The following is a 20,315-nucleotide window of genomic DNA, read 5'->3' on the forward strand; positions in this document are numbered from 1 at the left end:
GGACAGCTGACGACAAACAAGGTAAGCAGACAATACGGGAGACTGAAACGGAGGGCAAAAAAAAGCCCCGTAACCAAGGAACGGGGCAAGCCGGGAAGTAAACCATAAACACACAATTACGAAGGATACTATTAGGTAATTATACATACTTAAGTTAAATGCATCCTAAACGATACGTCACTAAGTGCAATGTATCAGGTGGTCTCCGGCTTCCGGAGGTGATTATAGGATAAGTACTCATGCACTGTATATTAATACAGCTTAATGTTGAGCGACTTTATTAACACATAAGGATGTATTATGTCAGTCAATCTTGGTACTGCCCCTAAATTTACCCCTGTGTTTCTGTCTATTATGGATCGTGTGGCTGAGCGTAAAGCGGCGGCTCAGGAAGCGGGTGATATTGAAACAGCAGAACGCCTGGCGGCAATGTATGATGGTACAAAACCGGAAGATTATCTTGTTGAGCCCATCCGTGAGATCAATGGTAAGAAGATTGTGGCGTATATAAACCGCGCCCGTAATGTTTTTGAATCTGACTTTGAATTAGGCGATAAGGTGTATGACAGGCATACCATTATTGACCTGATGGGATTCAGGATTAAAACGTTTGCGGATGAAGAAGCATGGAAAGCGGATATCTATAATGACCTCGACCCGTTTACGGGGGAACCCCGTATCGATATGTATTTTGATCATGGTGTGGAAATTTACACACTAACGTTCGGAAAAGTGATGAATTCTGATTCTGCGGATCTTAATACGGCGATTGAACTTGCGAACCGTTATAACTTTGATGAAACCCGTTTTGAAATCGCAGCGAGTCTCAGTGACAATGCGGGAGCCAGCGCAGTAATGTTACTGGAAAGTCCTGTTATGGATAAGCGATTATATTTACGTATGTTTTCCCGAAACTATATTAAATATCTGAAAAAAGGTGAAGAAAATACGTTCGCAGGTTAATGGCGGTTAACCGAAAATCCCTCAAAAAGCCTGCTCACTGAGCAGGCTTTTTTAATGCATCTTTATTAATGTGTATAAGTGCCGCCATATATACATATCGGATACAGCCATGCGGGCATATCTTTATAATCCTGATTGCATGTATGCTGACCCCACATGACACAGGAAAACGCAGGTGCAGAAGAAAAAACAATCACAGCAGTAAAAAGGGAACAAAGTATCTTTTTCATATTCACCTCTGTAATGAGTGTTTTTATGAGTTATAATCTATACTGATAGTGATTTTTAATATAAAAACCTGGTTAAGTTAATTATGTCAGTGGAAAATAAAATGAGATCTATATCAAGAAACAGAACAGCAATAAAACAACAACGTGATGATTACGTTGCCGGTAAATACAAAACCATCAGGGTTCGAAACGTAAAATGACATTATTTGTTTGTAACCATATATCGTCAGAGTCAGGGCGTGGCAGTGTAACGTTGTCCATGACCTTTTTCACCGCATCACATAATCGGGGTCTCCGGTGATATCTGATATGGATTCAAGCCTGCCATCTTTTGCAATACGGATTTTTATGCTGCACTTCCTGCCTGAAAATTTATCGTAATTATAAAATTTGGATTGAACCGCTGAGCGGATTTTTAAAACATGACTATTCAGCGGAGATGATTTTTCTGAAATATCCGCGTGCCGGTTATTTGTGTTTTTGTTACCGGGAGTGTTTTCAGTGGCGAACCCGGATTGAATTGATACTGTGAACAGCATGGAAATTAATAGTTTTTTCATTTGTCGATTCTTTGGTTTACAAAAGCAGATCCTGACTCTCATTTAGCTGACATCTGTCAGAAGAAAAAACAGCAGCATTTGTATGCCATTATACAGAGCATGTAAAACAATCGGTGCTATAAGGGAGTTCGTCTTAATTCTGACCAGACAAAAAATAACGGATATCACAAAAATCATAATGAATGTGACGGGGGAATGATACTGAGAGTGTACTAATGCAAATAAGAGTGAGGTGATAAGAATGGCTATGTGTTTACCCTTCGGGCCATATCCTATTCCTGCATTCAGCAGAAAGCCTCTGAAAATAATCTCTTCAATCACCGGTGCAGCGAAAATAATAGCTGCGACCATCATAAACTGGTGCAAAGGGGACAGGGTAAATATCCGCAGTATCCACGTTTCATCTTCGCCGAAAAACTGGGTTGCAACAGATAATATCAACATCGCGATTATCGGTAACCGGAGATTTGATAATCGTATTGTACCGAAAGGCATCAGCCCGGTTCGTTTCTGGTAAAATGCCCGGGAAAACAGAGAATAAGGCAGAACAAATAAGATCATAAATACCGGCCAGGCCGCAAAGACGCCGTTGCTGGTGGTCACTCCGGGGAACGCCAGTATCGCAAACTGAATTAAGAACCAACCTGCAAAAAAAACAGCACAGACTAAACTGTGTTGTACTCTGTCTATCGATGTCATTTATTAACCTGTTCATTTACCTGAAAAAAGTAATTTTAATATAATCATAGTGAAAAATAAAAATATTTATTGTGCTGCGTTAAGGTCTCCGGAGCAGTCGTGTGTTTTTTGTCTGATTAATAATGGTCACAGACAGGCGAATTATCATCGCTCACTATTTGTGGCACCGCTCGTATAAACACTCAGTATGCGTATTTGAGTGACTATTTTATTGAAACTGTTATGTTCAGATTAAATATGAATTCTGCCGCAGTGTATTTTGATAAGATAATCATCATCACTGGATTACTTTGGTCAAAAATTTCTTATTTATCTTATTTTTTGAATTTTAACGCCAAATTAATGTTAAAGAATTTATGATTTATCTGTAAAACTGTAATATATCAACATTAAATTTTTTGGTGATCGTGTTTACATTATGCGATAGCAGCAGAAAATGAAGAATGTAATTTACAGATATATTAATCAACAGAACAGGAAATTCCTGTGTATTATTTAATCAATGCAGCGGATATATAATGAAAGATATTAATACATTAAAGTCAATCACAAATCAGGGTACAGGTCGGTTTGTATTGATCAGTATGTTAACAGCGGGTATTTATCCGGTAATGTGGGCCTGGAAGAATACTGATGCATTTAATTCAGAACTGGAAGTAAAGCCATTTGATGGTACGATATTTATTTATCTTGCAATTGCAATGGGTTTATCTTTATATATGGAAATGTTCAGTACAATGAGTGATGTATATCATTACGGCTATATTGTCGATTCAAAAAACATATATGACATACTAGGCGATGGATTTACAATTTCGGTAACTGTTTTCTGGATTATCTGGTCATTCAAAATGAAGCGTGCTTTGGAGAATTATGCAGAAAGAGAGTTCGGTATATCATTACATCTTAACGGACTCCTGACATTTCTCTTTCAATACTTCTATATTAACTATTGCATGAATGCATTAGAAGAAGATTTTGCCCGGGGAAAAATGCTGACAGATGTCCGGAATAATCACGTCAATCACAGTACAGATAATGATGACGATAAAATTTAATGTATCGCTGTCCTGTTGACGAATAAATACGCGGTTAACCCCTTCTTTGAAAACGGGCAGTTTATCTCTGATAACTGCCTGTTTATTTCAGTGACAACCTTCCGGGTGCTGATTTAAATCAGCGATTTATATCCGTTCAGTAAATAAGGTGATAAATGCCAGACCGTATCATTATCGGTGAATTGTACATTCATTTTCAGCAGCATATTTTCTGACAGGCAGAACGGAAAGAAATGATATAAATGCATAACAAACATAAAGGCATCGCCGGGATTATCATATTTGTGTGCATCGAGTGTCATTGTCAGATCCAGACAGCGGTATGGTTTTCCGCGGACAAGACGGTCTTCCAGTACCGAATCAACCGCATGAATGCCACTCAGCAGCTGGTTTATCTGTTTGCAGCGCTGCCGGTCTGTTTCCCGGTATAACACATAGTCGCTGATCAGCTGTTTTACTGAATCAACAGATGACAGCATAAAGCTGTTGGCACTGTAATGTGACAGCAGATTCCAGTAAGCGTGGTTATCCGTTATCGGCGGATAGCACGGTGTACATTGTGTGACACCGGAGGCAGTCAGCAAATCCGGCAGCTGCGGGCTGAGATGGCAGATATCCGCAGCCCGGCTTTGCGGTGCACTGATAATACACCGGTAAGTACAGCGGAAATGCGGCCCCGGCGGGATGGTGAGCGCTTTACCGTGATTATCATAAAAATGGATATAATAATGATTCTGACCGGTGATGGTTTTATCGATACTGAGTGCATAGAACCAGGCATCCTGATATTGCGGCAGCAGCCGGGAAGCGGGAGCGAGGTGAATCACCGGATGGAAATCGGCGACAATGCCCCGGGATTCCTCATGCGGCTCAAAAGACAGCTGAATATGCTTAAGCTCCGTAATATAATATCCGTCATCCACCGGCAGGCGATAAACCGCTTCATTTTCACGGAAATCCAGGATGACTTCGTTTTCTTTTTCCTGGTTTACAACAGCGGCACAATTAAGCAGAAAGCTGTTTGTCAGCTGATCATTACGCAATGGCAACTGTTTACTGAAATAGATATTCAGTGTGAAGGTGTCTGCGGATACCCAGTCCAGCACCGGAACAATTGCCGGAATATCAATGCTGATAAAGTGATGGACATGATCGATATATAGTCCTTCCAGCAATTTTTGCGGCCAGTTCGGTTTTTCATCCGCGCCGGATAATACGGTGTTATGTTTTCCGATCTGCGGAATAAAGCTGAACCGGGTTTCATCACCGTGATACAGCGTATTGTTGTGAGCCAGTTCAATATGGTCAAAATACTGACTCAGCCACAATAATAAAATACCGGCGGAAGAAACTGCGGGATCAAGAAAACAGCTGAGCTGTGCGGTTTCCGGCTTTTTGCGGCTGCCGCGGTATCTGAATTCCAGTGACAGACAGCTTTTGGACGGATGGTGCGTCACATAGCGGCGTAATAAGGTGTAAGGCTGCATCAGTACCGGGTTACAGGTTGTGAAGATTTCCTCAGACGCGCCTTTTACCTCGGTACCGGCGGGGATAGGCAGCGGAAAATCAATCTGCTCCTGACCATCAAAACGGACAACCGAAGTGGCCGGGATACCCTTTATCGCACGGGATTGCAGGCGCTGTAACAGCGGCAGGGTAATTTCAGGAAAGGCATCATCCACTTTTTCCTGCAGCCGGGCGCTGAGAAATGCAAATCCTTCCAGCAGGCTGCCGCTTTGTTCATCATCCGGGTCGAGCACATCAGCAAGATGCGGATAGTCGCGGATAAACCTGCGGCTGAGTTGCTGTAAATAATGTTGTTCCTGTAAAAATTTAATTTCGCTCATGAGTGACTCTGCCGCTGCCGGTAATCAGTATTTAGTGTACGGAGAATTAACGTGTGATCTCTTCCTGGCAGCAATAGCCGGATGTTCCTGCCATAACATGCTGGAAAATAATATCTTTGTATTTCACACTGACGGTTTCCTCCGGCTGCGCGTCATTATTATCCGCAGAGTGCGGATAATTACTGTTAATATTGACAATGGATGCCTGACGTAATGTGACGGTGAAATACTTTTCCTGTGAGCCGTTTTGTGACGTCCGGTAAAAACTGAATACCATTTCCATCACTTCATTATTGGCAATCGCATTTGCCAGCAGCGGGGTGGATTTATCCAGCAGCTTAACAAAATTCACCGGGCTGAATGTCAGGTTCTGGGTACGACTGAACATATTATTCAGATGGAGTACAAATATTTCATTTTCATGGCCCAGCTGATATTTATTACCGATAGAATCAGGACTGCCGCAACCCTGTGAAATATTGCCCTGCTGGTTTCCGCTGAGATGTAAATAGATCATATTCGCCATAATGGTTTTCCTTATTCCTGTTTGCCGCTGCCGGGTTTCAGACCCGCCTGTTCCGCCTGTTTTTGTAAATCCGCATAAAGCGCAATCAGGCCGTTAAGCTGCTGGTTAATCCGGTGCAGCTGTGCGGCTGAAACCGGACGGCCGTTGCGGATGTCGTCAGACAAGGCCCGCAGATATTCTTCTGCCGGGACTGTTTTTGAATGAGCCTGCCGGATGTTGTAGATTTCCGTTTTCAGATACGACAGGGTAAAACTGCCGCGTTTTTTTTCCCGTTCAACAATGGTGTCGGACAGTGCCTGTAACCGTTCATTGGTGAGATACCAGCTGTCCGTGGGTTCCGCATCAGCAATCCGCATCTGCAGAATGTCCTGCCAGCGGCGGGTGGCATACGCCTGATCCGGGTCGTTCGGCCAGCGCTGACGGGCAATGTCGGTCATCTTTTCGGTCAGCAGCAGCGGGGCAACCGGAGATTGTTGTTCCGCATCGGCCAGAAACTGTCCGTAAGTCGCCAGCTGCGGGTTGGCAAACCACAGAACCGGCGCACTGCCGGGCTGTGCGGCGAAGCTGTCCAGTTCATCTTTCACCGGTTTGTAGACAGTGAAGAACAACACGGCGATCAGAATCAGTCCGGTGACCAGACCCGCCGCAAATCCGGCAAACGGAAAGGTTTTGCGGGGTGGCGGCGGTTCCGGCACCATCTGCACAAAACGGACGGTGCTGTGACCGGAATTGCCGTCAGACGCCGCATGGCTTCCGGAGCCTGCCGGGCTCTCTTCCGCGATATAGATCAGCGGAGCGACGGTTACCGGCGGCACTTCACCGCCTGCCGCCGGTGAGAGTTGCTCAAGTTCTTTGGCGGCATTACGGAAGTAAAACTGCAGATTATCCGTGATCGGCATTTTGCCGGACGGTGCCTGCGACAGCCGTCCGGTGATCAGCTGTAACGCCCGCTCTGCCCGGTAGAGCAGGCGCAGGTCATCACGGCGGAAGGCGAGACGGCGTACGGTTGCCATGGCCCGTGTGATAAACCAGTTAAGAATCTCAATACGGTGATTGATTTGCGGCGGCCATACCGCATCCCAGTCATGAACCATCATCATGGCAATCAGCTCACAGCCTTCCGTCAGCCCCGCCAGACCGCCGCGGTGCAGACGGGCAAGGGTGTAGTAAACCGCCGTCTGCAAATCCACGCCGTTTTGTCTGAACAGTTCCAGGGATTTGGCCTCCACCCGCGACCAGCTGACTTCCGGCTGGGACGGGTGACTGAGTTTATTTATTTCTTCCCGGATTTCCGCGAATGCCGGTAAATCCAGCGGGGAAGTGCCTGTCCGGATAACAATGCCGTCCATATTTTTCTCCGTCATTAATACAGGGTTTCAGGCAGGCTGAAACGGGAAAACAGATTGCCGGAGAATGGATTATCCGACTCATCAACAGAGATGCGGTAGGTCATTTCCCCGTCATCTACCGTAAAGCGGACATCGAAACTGTCGGCGTTCACATTGGTCAGTTTACCGGACTGAATCAGCCGGATGAGTGCCCACGGGCCATTACGGACAATCGCACGTGGTGATTTGCCGGTGGAGCCGGAAACCAGGGTCAGCTTACTTTCTCCGCCGGAACGCATGGAGTTAGGCCAGATCATATGAACGGTGTTGCTGCGTCCGTGCGCATAATCGAGAATTTGTCCGTCAAGATTCAGCACACTGCGCCGTTTGTTTCCGGACAACTGAACCGGTTCAATGGCAAACTGAGTTTCAAGGTTACCCTGCGGGGTAAAGAAGGTATTACGGATGCGGTTGGCTGTTTCAATCTGTTCCAGCACATCCGGGCGGATCAGTGACTGCCCGTCCTCATTCACCAGCAGGTTGTTCTCAGCAAACGGCCGCAGATTCTGCTGCCAGAAAGCATCCAGTGTCCCGCCCGGTTTGAAGAAGCGCTCAAATTCACTCAGCGGCACATCGCGGTTTGATTGCGGATCAAACGGATAACGGCCGGCAATGTAGCTGTTGTACTGTTTGACCACGGATTCATTCCATTCCACTTCGAGATAACGGATCGCCTCTTTCTGCACCACAATCCACGCCTGATCAGCCAGTTCACCAATCCAGCGGCCGAGAGGTTCCGGCATGGTTTTCGCCATCTGGCTGACTTCAAAAATGGCATCGCGGTTATTTTCTTCCAGACGCAGAAAAACGGCTTTCAGTGCGGCTTTGCCCGGCACCGGCGCATTTGCGATACTGAGCAGGTAACGGTGCAGATCATTCAGTTTCTGGTTGACGTTTTGCAGGTTTTCGCCGTTGTTACTGACCAGTATTTCTGTCTGCGGCGAAAATTCGCGGCTGATCCGTCCGAGTAACCGGTACTCACCCCGGGTCATAAGGGCCTGTTTTTCTTTTTCTGTCAGGTTGTTGTCCACGGCAGGCAGACTGGTGTTATCCCGCAGGATTTGCAGGGCACGGCGTAACGGCTGTTCACCGCTGATAATTTGCTCCAGTGCACTGATTTCATCCTGAATGGTTTCAAACTCACGGACTTCCAGGTTGCTCATCGCTGCCCGCCAGTTTGCGGCATAATCACCGAGGTACTGTTCGCTGATCTGATGCTGAATTTCCTGGCGGTCGCTTTCGCTGTAACGGACATCCTGTGACAGATTCAGTACCCAGGCATCCAGTGCGGTCAGATCCACCAGTGCCTCATTCTGCCGGATAAAGTAATTGATCAGTCCGTTGCGGGTCAGGAACTGCGGCACTTCCAGTTTTTCATCATCCAGTGAGACGAAAACATGGCTGAAACTCGGCCCGATCATATGGCGCAGATCCAGTGGTGACGACAGCTCATTGAGGCCCTTCAGGCGCAGTGTCTGATACACCCGCTGATAGAGCGAAAGGCGGCTCAGCTCTTTCTGGGCGTTACGGATAGCCGGGGCAAACGGCAGGAAGGCCTGACCGGCTAACGTATCTCCGCGCTCGCGGTCTGCTGCCCAGTCGGTATGCTCAAGGGCATAATCCAGGTGCGCCATCAGCTGTGACTGAATTTCGTTTTGCCCGGTGAATTCACGGCTCCAGCGTTTGCGCAGGTAATCTTTGACAATCGCATTATTACGGCCGCTTTTGTCTTCCAGCATGCGCATGACACGCAGAATAGTGAGTTTTTCCTCGCTGTTTTCCGGCGCACGGGCCAGATCCTGCTGTAATCCGGCCATGATGGCCGGCAGAAAACGTTCGATCAGCAGTTGCAGATAACTTTTTTCCACATACGGGCCGACTTTTTTCCCCTGATACAGACCAAGATCGGTCAGGATACCGTTTTTCTCGCGGTAATTGCCGTAAGCCAGCGTTGCTTCCGACAGCGGATTGAGGATAGGCAACTGACGCACGCCGGTGGTGTCCTGCTGGTTATCCGCCGTCACACTGCTGAATGCGCTGACTTCGGAGAGCACGTTTTTACCTGCCAGGTAGTTCTGGTCATAATAATGATGCCAGCCGACCCAGAGGGCAATAATCCCTGCCGCCGTTGCCAGCGAGGCAAAAAAGACGTTGTGGTGATGGCGGCGTAACCAGAAACGGTTTTCTGCCGCCAGATTCGGTTCTGAGAACAGCACATCACGGAACAGCTGACCGGTAAACCAGGGCTGGCTTTCACTGACCGGCCAGGTATGTGTCGGCGCGGGCGGCAGGTTGTACTGCATGGCGGCGCTCTGAGTGAAGATATCGTCGATCTGACCGCGCTGGGCGGAAGATGTCAGATAAATACCGCGGATCAGCGGGATATCGTCATCATTGCTGCCGATAAGTTGTTCTGTCAGTTCTGTCACCCGGTTCTGCAGCCCGACCATCTGGCGGATAAAGCTGAACAGCTCGCTGCGCTGGCTGTCATCGACCCGGTTCAGCATCATTTCCGGCAGAGCGGCGTTGAGCTGACTGATCCATTTCTCCCAGAAGGTGGTGAGTTCACTGATCCAGTTGTGCTGATCGTCCCGGGTAAATGTGACGCCGAGAACGGATTCCTGTTCTGCCACATCCAGTGACTGGAACATGGCACTGAAACCCTGTAACAGATCCAGTTTGGTCAGCACGATATACACCGGGGGACGGGTGTTAAAGGCAAGGCGGATATCCTGCAACCGCATATGAATATCGGCAAAATAACGGCTGCCGGCTTCTTTGTCTTCGGTCATCAGCCGGGCGGTGTCGATGGTCAGAATGATACCGTTCAGCGGCTGGCGGGTACGCTCCTGTGCCATGCGCCCGAGCAGGCTGTTCCACAGGCGGTGATACAGCTGCGGTTTTTCACTGTCATCATGCGGTTGCGTGATCAGATGCCCGCGCGGCATCAGCAGCACAGCTTTATCTGTCAGTGAGCAGCGGACATGCAGGGCGATACCGTCTTCTGAGACGATTCTGTCCTGCGGGACCAGATCCAGCAGGCCGAGATTAGCGGAAAACAGGGTATGTTTGCCGCTGTTTTCCGCGCCGAGCACCAGATACCACGGGCGCTGATAGAGCGAATGACGACTGTCGCCGAGGTGGCGGCGCAGTTCGCTGAGCCAGCGGCTGAGATAGCGGTTCTGAAATTCAAGATCTTTGCGGACCGGGTCTGAAACGGTCAGTTCAACATCCAGCTTCAGTTTTTCCAGTTCGCGGACACGCCGCCGGGCGGTGTATCCCACCCAGCCGATAACAATCAGGAACAGCCCGAATGTTGCCAGCCAGCGGGCGCTGACCGGGCGCAGCGGATAGTCATCACGGAAGCTGAAATCCGCTCCCCAGATCCAAATCCAGATAAGGATCAGCGCCGGAATGATGGCCAGAAAAACAGCCCATGCCGATTTAAGTCTGGGTTTATCGGCTTTAAACCATTTTCTGATCAGACCCTGTGCATCCGCGGATGATAAGGATGGTTTTTTCATTAAACGTTATTCCTTCTGAAATCGGACTCCGGAAGTTTTCCGGTAAGCTGTTGCAGTAAAGCGGGCTCCCACTGCGTTACTGTGCTGCGTGATACGATGTCATGCAGTTGCTGATACTGAGCCTGAGCAAGTCCTGTCATGCCTGACTGCTCAAACAGTGATGCTGCCAGAAGTTGCAGGCAGACGCGGTCACGCAGCTGTTCAGCTCGGTTTATGGCGGCGTCAATCTTTTGCAGCGCCGCATCCAGACCGTTTTCCTGATAGCAGCGGGTGATCTCATCCGTGTCTGCCCCGGCGCTGCTGGCCCCGGTTGTCCCGGCGGAATCCGCTGCGGTCAGCCAGGCCAGTGTGTCTGCACCGGCGTACGGGGTTTTATCGGAGAAACTCAGGGTGGTCAGCTGCGGCAGACGGGCGACAAACTCCGATACACAGCGGCGAATGGCTTGTGCAACGGTATCCAGTCCCAGCTGCTGCGCGGCCTGTGCGGCCAGATAATGACCGTCCAGCCAGTAAGGCGCGAGGCTGAGACTTTGTTCAATATCAGCCAGTAATACCGGATCAGCCTGTGTCAGCTGTTTGCGGTAGGCGGTAACCCGATCGGCAGCAACGGCTGCCAGCGGGGTTTTTCCGGTGGCATCGGCGGACGGTACTGACTGAATAGTGTGCCAGACAGCATAACGGCGCAGCTGATAGCCGATGGCATTTTCCGGGGCGCTGCGGCAAAGGGCATCTGCGGCATTCAGCAGAGCCGATTTGCGGGTACGGTCATTTCCGCTGTCAAGGTCAGCGACCGGAAAACCGGCATCCGTTCCGGTTTCGGCGGCAGGCAGACTACGCGGTGCAGGATCTGCAGGCGCTGTGGTTGCGGCGGTGTCTGCCGCCGGACGGACGGAGGGCGTGACAGTTTCCGGTGCGCTGTTCTCAATGCGGCGGTAACCCCGGCTCAGATCATCCAGTTTTTGTGACAGGACCTGGTGGCTTTCACTCCAGAACTGCGCCAGCCCGGCAAAATCCCCGAGGACATTATCCCGCTGTGCAGCGGTGGCCTGACGGGTAAAATTATCCTGTGCCAGCTCAAAACGCTGTAAAACCTGTTGTGTCAGACGGACTTTCAGTCTGATATTGTCAGGATAACAGTCGTGCCAGAACTGACGGCAGAACAGGGAAAACAGTTGCGCGCCCAGCGTGATTTCCTCTGCATTTCCGGCATGCTGCAGGGTGCGCAGCAGGTGTACCACCAGGCGGAGATCTTTTGTGGTGGCAGACAGCAGAGTGAGGATCCGTGACTGAATGGCCTCAATATCCAGAGAGGCATGCGTCAGGGAGCCGAATTTAATCATTTCACCGTCGATATATTCCCAGTCCGGGTTGCTGTCACTGACCATACTGCTTATCTGCCCGGGATCAAGCGGGGCGAGCAGTTGTTCAGACCAGTTAAAACGTGTTGCTATCATGCTATTCACCAGCGGCAGGCCGCGCGTAAAGGTTTGATACTTTCTGTCAGCTGAGACAGATCAAAAGTCACCGGTTCCCCGTTTTCCGGCGTGATGGTCAGTGAGCCGCCGGTCATAATGCGTTTGATTTCACCGATCCCGGCCAGACCCCGGCTGGATTCCAGCACATAACCGCTCTCGCGGATAAACCAGTCACTGCTGAATGAGGTTTCCGGGGTGGATAAACGGACAGCATGTACTGTCACCGGGGCGTTCATGACCAGCTGCATCCGTGTAATGTTATCGATGCAGCTGAGCATCAGGATCGGGCGGGGCGGTTGTGTGCCGATCGCCGGTGCGGTCATGACCACAGGCCAGGTACCTTCACGGGGCTGGGTGGTGATGAAGGTCACGGTATGTTCTGTCCGTTTCTCTTCATTGTCTGCCGCCCGGCGCCGGATCTCGCCTTTCGCCGCCGGGGCCGTCTGCGGCACGGCGTTGTCCCTGCCGATGTTGTCATAGCAGTCCAGCCGTACCAGCGGTGACGACTCTTTACGGCAGGTGTCCAGCCGTGCTGATATATCACCGGAAAGTACGGGAACCGGTTGTGCCGGGCTCCACAGCGGTGTCAGTATCAGCAGGGCGGTCACGCTCTGAAGCATCCTTTTGGTCATGACATGTATCCGTATTTTTTTAATTTGTACACCAGGGCACGTTTGGAGATATTCAGGTTCACTGCGGTTTCATTCAGGTCGTGGTTATCCGCCTGCATCCGGTAGTTCAGAATGCCGGATTCATACCGGTCGAGAGCGGAGGTAAGGTCTCTGATACCGGACATATCCGGATCGGATGACGGTGGCAGTGCGGGGGTCACCATGGTTTGTGTCATCATCGTTTCCAGCCTGCGCTCCTTCTCCTGAGCCAGCTGAAGCAGCCCGCGCAGTTGCTGATTCTGTGTCCGGATCTGCATCCGGCGGGTCAGCGAGCTGAAGTGATGACAAAAAATCCGGTAGTAGATCGCCGTCATGCCCCGTTCGTGTTCTTTGCGGGTCAGACCGGTACCGAGACGGCAGATAGCCCCGGCGGGTTTGCCTTCGTGATCGCAGAACGGAAATCCGTGGATACCGCTGTTTGCCGGTAATCCTCGGATAAACGTTTTCAGACTGCTTTCCTCGAGATGGCTGCCCTGTGACAGGTTTGTCCAGCAGAGCGGTGTCCGGTTAAAGGTTACCTGTACCAGCGGCTGACTGATATCAGACGCATCGGTGTCCAGCAGACCGGCGGTGACCTGTGGTTGTGAATAATCGACCGAGTAACTGAGCAGCCGGTTATCCCGCGGGCTGAGTACCACCACAGCCAGTGCGCTCAGGGAGCTGCGGAAAAAACAGTGCGGCAGAAACTGCGTTATCAGTGATTCGGTTGTCGGGCAGTCCATCAGTGACAGCGCATTTTTCAGTCGGTTCTTCATTATTCCGCATCCACCTCAGCGGTGAATTTGTCATCAGTGGCTGACAGCGTGATATGGCGGATGGTTTTTCCGGCTGCCGTGTGTTTGAGCAGCAGCAGGGAAAGCGGTGGCAGTAAGTGACCGTCGATGACAGATTCCAGAATACGGGCACCGTTTTCAGCCCGGTTTGCGCGCTGAATAATGGCGTTATAAACGGCATCACTGATAGTGACCTGTGCGCCGAAACGCTGTACCAGACGCGCTTCCAGCTGGCTGAGTTTGGAGCGGATGATCCGTGTCAGCGTTTCGTCATTGAGCGGCAGATACGGGATCACTTCCATCCTGGCAAGCAGTGCCGGTCTGAAGAACGTGGTCAGTTCCGGATACAGCGCATCCAGCAGTTCATCAGGGCGGTTTTCATAAGCGACAATCGTGCTGTCACCCAGGTTTGAGGTCAGGAAAAAGGCGATATTTTTGCAGTCAATCACCCGGCCTTCGCCGTCAGCCACTTCCCCTTTGTCAAAAGCCTGATAAAAGAGATTCAGCACATCCGGATGGGCTTTTTCCACTTCATCCAGCAACACAACGGAGTAAGGCTTGCGGCGGATGGCTTCCGTCAGCACACCGCCTTCGCCGTAACCGACATACCCCGGCGGGGAACCGATCAGGCGGGAAATTGTGTGTTTTTCCTGGAACTCGGACATGTTGATGGTAGTGAGATATTGTGTGCCGCCGAACATCAGCTGCGCTATCTGCAATACCGTTTCGGTTTTTCCCACACCGCTCGGCCCGGCCAGCAGGAAAGCCCCCAGCGGACGGCCGGGACGCCGCAGGTCGGCACGGGCGGTCAGCAGGTGTTTATGCAGATGTGCAATCGCCAGATCCTGACCTTTGATGGATTCCCCAAGATAAGCCGGTAATCCGGTGACCACGGCAAGGGCATCCTGTGACAGACGGTTGAGCGGAACACCGGTCCATTCGGCGATCACTTCAGCAATCTGTTTTTTGCCGACATGCGGGGACACCAGGGAGGAGAGCTTCTGGCGGGTTTCCAGTTCTGCATTCAGTGTCTGTAACTGTTCGCGGATGCTTTCTGTGGTTTCCGGTTCAGCGGTTTCACCGGTCTCTGCCGCTGTATCATTTGTCTCTGCGTGTTGTTCTGCGCTGCCAAGCAGTTTCGCCCGCAGGCGGATGATATCGCGGACTAATGCCTGCTGTGCCTGCCAGTCAGTCTGTAACTGATCCAGTGACTGCTGTAATTGTTCAGACTGCTGTTGCAGCGCGGCCAGACGGTCAGTGTGATCCACCAGTCCGAGCAGGGCTTCGCGCGCCAGCACATCCCGCTCCGTACTGATCTGGTGTAACTGTGTTTTCAGGGCGGAAATCTGTTTCGGCGGAGACGTCAGATTAATCGCGGTCCGCGCACAGGCCGTATCCAGCACATCAATGGCTTTATCCGGTAACTGACGACCGGACAGATAGCGGTCACTCAGCTCAGCTGAGGCACGCAGCGCATCATCATCAATAAAGACCTGATGGGCGGACTCATAGGCTGTGCGCAGGCCGCGCATGATAATCACCGCTTCCGCCGCCGTCGGTTCTTTGACCTGAACTAACTGGAAGCGCCGCGCCAGTGCCGCATCTTTCTCAAAATACTTTTTGTATTCACTCCAGGTGGTTGCCGCGATAGTGCAGAGCTCCCCCCGTGCCAGCGCCGGCTTGAGGAGGTTGGCGACATCGGTGCCGCCCTGCTGGTTACCGGCACCGATCAGGGTATGCGCCTCATCAATAAACAGAATGATCGGGGTGGCGGAACCGGTGACTTCCTGAATCAGCCCTTTGAACCGTTTTTCAAATTCCCCTTTGACGGCGGCACCGGCCTGGATAGCGCCCAGATCCAGCACATGCAGCTGACAGCGGCGCAGTTTTTCCGGTACCTCACCAGCCTCAATACGCAGTGCCAGGCCTTCAATCAGTGCGCTTTTCCCGACACCGGGCCCACCGACAACCACCGGGTTATTTTTGCGGCGGCGGCAGAGGATATCGATCATCAGGTCGATTTCGTTATCACGGCACAGAACCGGATCCAGCTTATTCTGCCGTGCCAGCTCTGACATATTCTGAGTGAAACGGGCGAGCAGGCTGTCAGCCGCCGGGGTATTACTGCCCGCAGGCTGAGTGCTGAAATCACCGGACTGGCTTTCTGCCGAACCCGCTGTCCACTCATCAAACTGCTGCTTTAATTGTTCACGGTTTATGTTACTGAGCAGTGTGCAGGCCTGCTGCGGCAGGTAACGCTGCGGCATCTGCAGCAGCACCAGCAGGATAATACCGGAGCGCAGCGTGGTATGCTGATATTCGGCGGAAGCGACCAGCCAGCTGTCTTTCAGCAGCTCAGTCAGCAGCGGGGAAAACCCCGGATACCCCTGGGTCAGTGCCTGATGCGGCGGGATCAGCGCTGCGGTCATGTCCGCCAGCTCGCTGTGATCAATACCGGCGCGCTGGCAGATTACCCGCACATCGGTTAACGGAGTTTCCAGCAGGCAGCCTAAAAACAGCGCGGCAGTGATTTCCGGCTGCTGTTCACTGACGCTGCGGGCGGCAGCATTTTCCAGTGCATGTTTTGCCACAGGATCGAGGCGGTTAACGAGTGTAGAAAGATCGATATTTATCATCAGTGTATACCCTGACTCAGTAACGGAGTAAGTTGTTCCAAAATATGGTGTGTCTGATTATTGAGCTGTGACAGATACAGGCCGTAAATACCGGCGGCCACCAGTACGCCGGCGATAAAGATATATTTGAGCCGCAGACGTTTTCCCAGCCGGTAGCGGTGGGGATCCGCGGTGGTATTTTCATACAGCACAACAGCGCCCTGTTCGGGACGCAGCTGGCGGATCTGTTTTTGCAGGCGGCGCAGCAGACGGTTGAATTCATCGTTATGGCCCTGGGTGACTTTATAACGGCCCCGGTAACCGAGGCACAGACACAGCCAGATAAATTCAATCAGATCCAGATAGCGTTTCGGCTCACCGAGCAGGCGCTCGATCAGAATGAACACTTTTTCGCCGCCCCAGGATTCATTGTGGAAATGCACCAGCAGGGATTTTTTCACCCAGCCGTTATCCGCATTCCAGCCGAGGCCCAGCGCGGTTTCATCAATAAAGGTGCAAAGCACGTAGCGAAACGAGACAATCGCGCCCGGTTCATAGCCCTGAGACTGCAGCTGCTGCTCGATAGCCTGAATATCTGTCACCACCTGCTGATAAAGCTTGTCCGGCAGCGGCGAACCGGACATCGTATGCATCCGCATAACCATACCGAGCAGCGGGGTGGCCGCATCAATCATCGGGTTAATATTTTCACCGCGCAGCGGGATCCGGTACTGCTTATGCCTCCGCTGGCGCAGATACTGTGCATCCTCAGAGGTATCCTCATACAGGCTGCCGGTCAGTAAATCATCGGTCATAAATCGCCCCCGTTACGGATGGCCCAGAACTGAATATCCAGCTCCGGGAAATTACCGGCAACGTGGAAGGCGACAGAGCCGCTCTGCTGAATTTCCTGCCAGGCAGTACCCTGGCGATCCAGCCGGAAATAGGTGTAACCCGCATGATACGGCAGCTGGCGCGGAGCGGCAGACAGGGAAATCAGTGATACCCCCGGCAGCTGGACACTGACCAGATCGCGGATGCGGTTGATGGAGGTGACTTTGGTCTGCTGGGTGAACTGGCGGCGCAGCTGTTCCTGCGGCATCTGAGCGCGGATCGCCACGATAAACTCGGCCTGCTGCAACAGTTGCGGATCCTGGATTGTCGCCACACGGATGCCGTGTTCCTGTTCCTGAAGGTGAATCGCAATAGCACGTGGTGTCAGTACCACACTCAGTGCCAGGCGCAGTGCCCGCATCAGCGGCGGATAGCACTCCGCCAGAGCCTGATGGTTATATTTCGGCAGTTGCCCTGCCAGCCGTGACTGATCGGTAAAGGTATGCAGTTCACCGCACAATGAGCGCAGTTCGCAGAATAACGGCTCCGGATGCAGCACATCCTGGGCAGCAAAGTGCGCAAAACGCGGGGATGCACGGTTGAGAAGCTGTAACATCATAAATTCCGCCACATCGGCGATACCCTGCTGCCCCGGTGAACCGATCCGTCCGGCCAGTTGCCGGGCGCGCTCGGCCAGTGTGCCGCTCAGTTCATCGAGAAATCCTGTCAGTGATGGCGATAAACGAATATTCAGGCAGGACGGAATAAAGGTATCGTCGAGGATCAGCCCGCCGTCTGCTGTCTGTTCACTGATACGGCAGACAGGCACAGACACATAGGCATTCAGCTCTGTTGCACCCTGTTTCAGGACCGGGCTGAGTTTTGCCACATTCAGCATACTGACATCACCGCTTTCGGTGTGCAGATCACGGACATCCAGGCTGAACTCTTTATAGCGCGCCGTCAGGTGGTTGTTATGCCCGGCCGCAATTTCATTGACAGTGGCACTGTGCAGCGGCAGGGCAAGATAGATAATGTTGTTGCCGGTATCATTGATCGGTGCGATATCAATCGGCGGCGGCAGTTCATCCTGCGATGGCATGGAGAACAGGGTGCCGTCCGGCATCACACCGGTTGCCTCTGAAATGCCGATCCGGCCCAGCCGCAGAATATCTTCGTTGATTACCAGCGAGGTAAACCCGGCATGATGACCGAAGAATGCAGAAAGCAGGCTCTCTGTCACATAATCCTGGTGGCGCTGCTGCTGCTGGAAATGCTGGGGCTTGATAAACAGACCTTCGCGCCAGATAACCCGGTTTTTCATCGACATATTATTCTTCTTCCTCTTTGCGCAATTCCACTTCATTTGCCCTGACATGAACCAGCAGGTAATACTGCCGTCCGATTCCGTTTAATTTGATGATTTTTTTCCATTCGGTAACATTGGGATCCGAGTAACGGACGATCACACCCAGATAGCGGTTTTCACCGGTGGTCCGCAGTAATGCCAGCGGTTTGTACTGATCCGGTGTCAGTGTGTAATCCTGGTGATCGATATAGTTTTTACCGAGCACATCCGGCAGCGGTTTTTCATCCAGCTGATCGAAATCCATCGATTCAAAGCGGGAGTCCTCGCTGAGATAGACAAGCTGCATCTCCACCGGAGACGGCTCACCATCCGGATTCGGGTTGATATCGGGTTCCGCCAGAAGTGTGATAGCAATTTCAGAAGGTTGCTGGCTCGCTTTGCCCACAGGCGTATCCGGATCCCACAGCACCTTGCCGACTTTTTTGGTCGCTTCCCAGGATTTGCTGCATCCGCTTAATATCAGGATCAGCAGCAACAATCCGTATCGCAGTTTCACACTCATGATGGATGTCCCTTATAAACTTTTACGTAATGCCCGGTCATAGGCATGGGTGTAAACTTCATAAAAGAGTTTTTCAAACCCCTGCTGGCGGCAGGATTTCAGCTCACGGTAGTAGCTGACATACATCTGCCATGCCCATGCCGGATCTGCGCTGCTCTCTTCGCCCGCCCGCTGATACCGGGAAAAACGCGCCAGCAGCCGCTCCGGTGAGAAGGCATCGAGCATGGTATCCAGTGCCACGGAAATCGCTTCGAGATTGGCCTGATAATGAAGCTGCATATTGGCCAGGCTCTCGCTGACGGCGGCTGTCGGGGACAGGTGTACCGGGCTGCGTTCATCACCGAACAGCAGGTGCAGAGCTTCCCGGTAATCCACATTCAGACGCAGCGGGTTATCCTCGATCGGGCGCAATTGTTTGTCGCGCAGGTTATCCTGGGTTTTCTGCAGTGCGAGAAGCCCTTCAATAGCGGCTTTGAGTGTCCGGCCGATCTCGGTCAGAAAATCATTGGCCTGACGGGAATTGTGCATCGGTAAATGCGCTTCCAGCCCGCGCATCAGCGGATTTACCGCAATATGATCTGCATCGGTGAGCGGCAGCAGATCATCAGTGCGATCGGTGGCGGACAGTGTCGGCAGATCCATATATTCCTGCACAATGGTGTTCCCTCTGTTATCGGAGAGCGGCATAGCGGCGGATGAGGCCGGATAGTTATCGGCCAGCAGACCGGAGATGTCGTTTTTTATCTGCGCACCGCCGCCGGTCAGGCTTTCATTTTCCAGTGCCTGTAACGGGTCACGGGTGCGTGAACCCAAAACAACCGGCGCGGTATCATCGCCCAGATGCAGGATGTTATCCTGTGTGGTGCGGGTATCCATCAGGTTATCCAGCGGATTACTGCCGGCGGACACGATATCCTGGGGCGCCACAGCCATCGGGTCGCGGTAAGGTTCATCGGTCATGGCAAGATGGGTTTTAAACTGCAGTTCGCCGATCTCAACGATATCGCCCTGTGACAGACGGACAGCACCCGCGTGGCGGGGGATCGCCGTCTGATTGAGGCGGACCTGCTCGGTCAGGGTTTTCAGGCAGAATGTCTGATCCTGCCAGACAATGCGGCACTGAACCCCGGCGACTTTGCCGAGGCTGTCCTGGAGTGACCAGGTACAGTCGGCGTTGCTGCCGATAGTGCCGCCCTGAGAGGAAAACTGCGCAGTTGCAGCCCGGCCGCTTTCCAGCCGGTTACTGTTCACCAAATGAAAATTAAGTTGTGGTTTATCCAT

17 protein-coding genes are annotated in these 20,315 nt (G+C 51.7%); 3 read left to right on the forward strand and 14 right to left on the reverse strand.

Annotated features, from left to right (window positions below; genetic code table 11):
* Window positions 1–300: 300 nt before the first annotated feature.
* Window positions 301–963 (forward strand): hypothetical protein, encoded by a 663-nt coding sequence (locus U868_RS0103370; RefSeq protein WP_025152055.1) that lies wholly within the window; start codon window positions 301–303, stop codon window positions 961–963.
* Window positions 964–1,462: 499 nt separating this feature from the next.
* On the opposite strand, the gene U868_RS0103375 is transcribed toward U868_RS0103370, so the two are convergent.
* Complete coding sequence (locus U868_RS0103375; protein WP_025152056.1) at window positions 1,463–1,753, reverse strand: cell envelope integrity TolA C-terminal domain-containing protein; 291 nt, start codon at window positions 1,751–1,753, stop codon at window positions 1,463–1,465.
* Between the two features lie 42 nt (window positions 1,754–1,795).
* Window positions 1,796–2,107, reverse strand: coding sequence for a CPBP family intramembrane glutamic endopeptidase (locus tag U868_RS26295; RefSeq protein WP_430623531.1), 312 nt, complete (start codon window positions 2,105–2,107; stop codon window positions 1,796–1,798).
* Here U868_RS26295 and U868_RS25845 point away from each other — a divergent pair.
* The gene (locus U868_RS25845; protein WP_240182653.1) at window positions 1,995–2,270 is read left to right on the forward strand and encodes a hypothetical protein; all 276 of its coding nucleotides are present in this window, start codon (window positions 1,995–1,997) and stop codon (window positions 2,268–2,270) included. The genes U868_RS26295 and U868_RS25845 overlap by 113 nt on opposite strands.
* A 700-nt stretch (window positions 2,271–2,970) precedes the next feature.
* Window positions 2,971–3,510 carry a DUF4234 domain-containing protein gene (locus U868_RS25235; protein WP_025152058.1) on the forward strand — a complete coding sequence of 180 codons (540 nt, stop codon included), beginning with the start codon at window positions 2,971–2,973 and terminating at the stop codon, window positions 3,508–3,510.
* Window positions 3,511–3,623: 113 nt separating this feature from the next.
* Here the strand turns inward: U868_RS25235 and U868_RS0103395 are convergent, their stop codons facing one another.
* Genes U868_RS0103395 through tagH form a run of 12 tightly spaced genes read right to left on the reverse strand, consistent with a single transcriptional unit; the run spans window position 3,624 to window position 20,315 of the window.
* Window positions 3,624–5,357: a type VI secretion system baseplate subunit TssF gene (locus U868_RS0103395; RefSeq protein WP_025152059.1), complete on the reverse strand. Its 1,734-nt coding sequence runs from the start codon at window positions 5,355–5,357 to the stop codon at window positions 3,624–3,626.
* 46 nt (window positions 5,358–5,403) lie between these two features.
* Window positions 5,404–5,883 carry an Hcp family type VI secretion system effector gene (locus U868_RS0103400; protein ID WP_025152060.1) on the reverse strand — a complete coding sequence of 160 codons (480 nt, stop codon included), beginning with the start codon at window positions 5,881–5,883 and terminating at the stop codon, window positions 5,404–5,406.
* 11 nt (window positions 5,884–5,894) lie between these two features.
* Entirely contained in the window at window positions 5,895–7,232 is a 1,338-nt protein-coding gene (locus U868_RS0103405; protein ID WP_025152061.1) for a VasL domain-containing protein, read from the reverse strand.
* Window positions 7,233–7,246: 14 nt separating this feature from the next.
* Complete coding sequence (gene tssM, locus U868_RS0103410) at window positions 7,247–10,795, reverse strand: type VI secretion system membrane subunit TssM (RefSeq protein ID WP_025152062.1); 3,549 nt, start codon at window positions 10,793–10,795, stop codon at window positions 7,247–7,249.
* Entirely contained in the window at window positions 10,795–12,249 is a 1,455-nt protein-coding gene (tssA, locus tag U868_RS0103415; RefSeq protein ID WP_029990579.1) for a type VI secretion system protein TssA, read from the reverse strand. The genes tssM and tssA overlap by 1 nt, the downstream gene beginning before the upstream one ends.
* Window positions 12,250–12,254: 5 nt before the next feature.
* Window positions 12,255–12,902, reverse strand: coding sequence for a type VI secretion system-associated protein VasI (vasI, locus tag U868_RS0103420; protein ID WP_025152064.1), 648 nt, complete (start codon window positions 12,900–12,902; stop codon window positions 12,255–12,257).
* Window positions 12,899–13,696: a hypothetical protein gene (locus U868_RS0103425; RefSeq protein ID WP_025152065.1), complete on the reverse strand. Its 798-nt coding sequence runs from the start codon at window positions 13,694–13,696 to the stop codon at window positions 12,899–12,901. The genes vasI and U868_RS0103425 overlap by 4 nt, the downstream gene beginning before the upstream one ends.
* A complete protein-coding gene (gene tssH / locus U868_RS0103430) occupies window positions 13,696–16,350 on the reverse strand; it encodes a type VI secretion system ATPase TssH (RefSeq protein ID WP_025152066.1) in 2,655 nt (884 codons plus the stop codon). Before tssH ends, U868_RS0103425 begins: the two co-directional genes overlap by 1 nt.
* The gene (gene icmH / locus U868_RS0103435) at window positions 16,350–17,144 is read right to left on the reverse strand and encodes a type IVB secretion system protein IcmH/DotU (protein WP_025152067.1); all 795 of its coding nucleotides are present in this window, start codon (window positions 17,142–17,144) and stop codon (window positions 16,350–16,352) included. The genes tssH and icmH overlap by 1 nt, the downstream gene beginning before the upstream one ends.
* On the reverse strand, window positions 17,141–18,493 hold the full coding sequence (gene tssK / locus U868_RS0103440) for a type VI secretion system baseplate subunit TssK (RefSeq protein ID WP_025152068.1): 1,353 nt from the start codon (window positions 18,491–18,493) through the stop codon (window positions 17,141–17,143). Before tssK ends, icmH begins: the two co-directional genes overlap by 4 nt.
* A gap of 1 nt (window position 18,494) precedes the next feature.
* Entirely contained in the window at window positions 18,495–19,034 is a 540-nt protein-coding gene (gene tssJ, locus U868_RS0103445) for a type VI secretion system lipoprotein TssJ (protein WP_025152069.1), read from the reverse strand.
* Between the two features lie 12 nt (window positions 19,035–19,046).
* Complete coding sequence (gene tagH, locus U868_RS0103450) at window positions 19,047–20,315, reverse strand: type VI secretion system-associated FHA domain protein TagH (protein ID WP_025152070.1); 1,269 nt, start codon at window positions 20,313–20,315, stop codon at window positions 19,047–19,049.

The sequence above is a fragment of the Morganella morganii H1r genome (genome assembly GCF_000633515.1).
GTDB lineage: Bacteria > Pseudomonadota > Gammaproteobacteria > Enterobacterales > Enterobacteriaceae > Morganella > Morganella morganii_B.

Coding starts and splice junctions, on each gene's coding strand:
- tssA (WP_029990579.1), bottom strand. CDS start 12,249: ATGATAGCAACACGTTTTAACTGGTCTGAACAACTGCTCGCCCCGCTT.
- tagH (WP_025152070.1), bottom strand. CDS start 20,315: ATGGATAAACCACAACTTAATTTTCATTTGGTGAACAGTAACCGGCTG.
- tssJ (WP_025152069.1), bottom strand. CDS start 19,034: ATGAGTGTGAAACTGCGATACGGATTGTTGCTGCTGATCCTGATATTA.
- U868_RS0103405 (WP_025152061.1), bottom strand. CDS start 7,232: ATGGACGGCATTGTTATCCGGACAGGCACTTCCCCGCTGGATTTACCG.
- tssK (WP_025152068.1), bottom strand. CDS start 18,493: ATGTCGATGAAAAACCGGGTTATCTGGCGCGAAGGTCTGTTTATCAAG.
- U868_RS0103425 (WP_025152065.1), bottom strand. CDS start 13,696: ATGAAGAACCGACTGAAAAATGCGCTGTCACTGATGGACTGCCCGACA.
- U868_RS0103375 (WP_025152056.1), bottom strand. CDS start 1,753: ATGAAAAAACTATTAATTTCCATGCTGTTCACAGTATCAATTCAATCC.
- U868_RS0103370 (WP_025152055.1), top strand. CDS start 301: ATGTCAGTCAATCTTGGTACTGCCCCTAAATTTACCCCTGTGTTTCTG.
- U868_RS0103400 (WP_025152060.1), bottom strand. CDS start 5,883: ATGGCGAATATGATCTATTTACATCTCAGCGGAAACCAGCAGGGCAAT.
- U868_RS25845 (WP_240182653.1), top strand. CDS start 1,995: ATGGCTATGTGTTTACCCTTCGGGCCATATCCTATTCCTGCATTCAGC.
- U868_RS25235 (WP_025152058.1), top strand. CDS start 2,971: ATGAAAGATATTAATACATTAAAGTCAATCACAAATCAGGGTACAGGT.
- icmH (WP_025152067.1), bottom strand. CDS start 17,144: ATGACCGATGATTTACTGACCGGCAGCCTGTATGAGGATACCTCTGAG.
- vasI (WP_025152064.1), bottom strand. CDS start 12,902: ATGACCAAAAGGATGCTTCAGAGCGTGACCGCCCTGCTGATACTGACA.
- U868_RS0103395 (WP_025152059.1), bottom strand. CDS start 5,357: ATGAGCGAAATTAAATTTTTACAGGAACAACATTATTTACAGCAACTC.
- U868_RS26295 (WP_430623531.1), bottom strand. CDS start 2,107: ATGATGGTCGCAGCTATTATTTTCGCTGCACCGGTGATTGAAGAGATT.
- tssM (WP_025152062.1), bottom strand. CDS start 10,795: ATGAAAAAACCATCCTTATCATCCGCGGATGCACAGGGTCTGATCAGA.
- tssH (WP_025152066.1), bottom strand. CDS start 16,350: ATGATAAATATCGATCTTTCTACACTCGTTAACCGCCTCGATCCTGTG.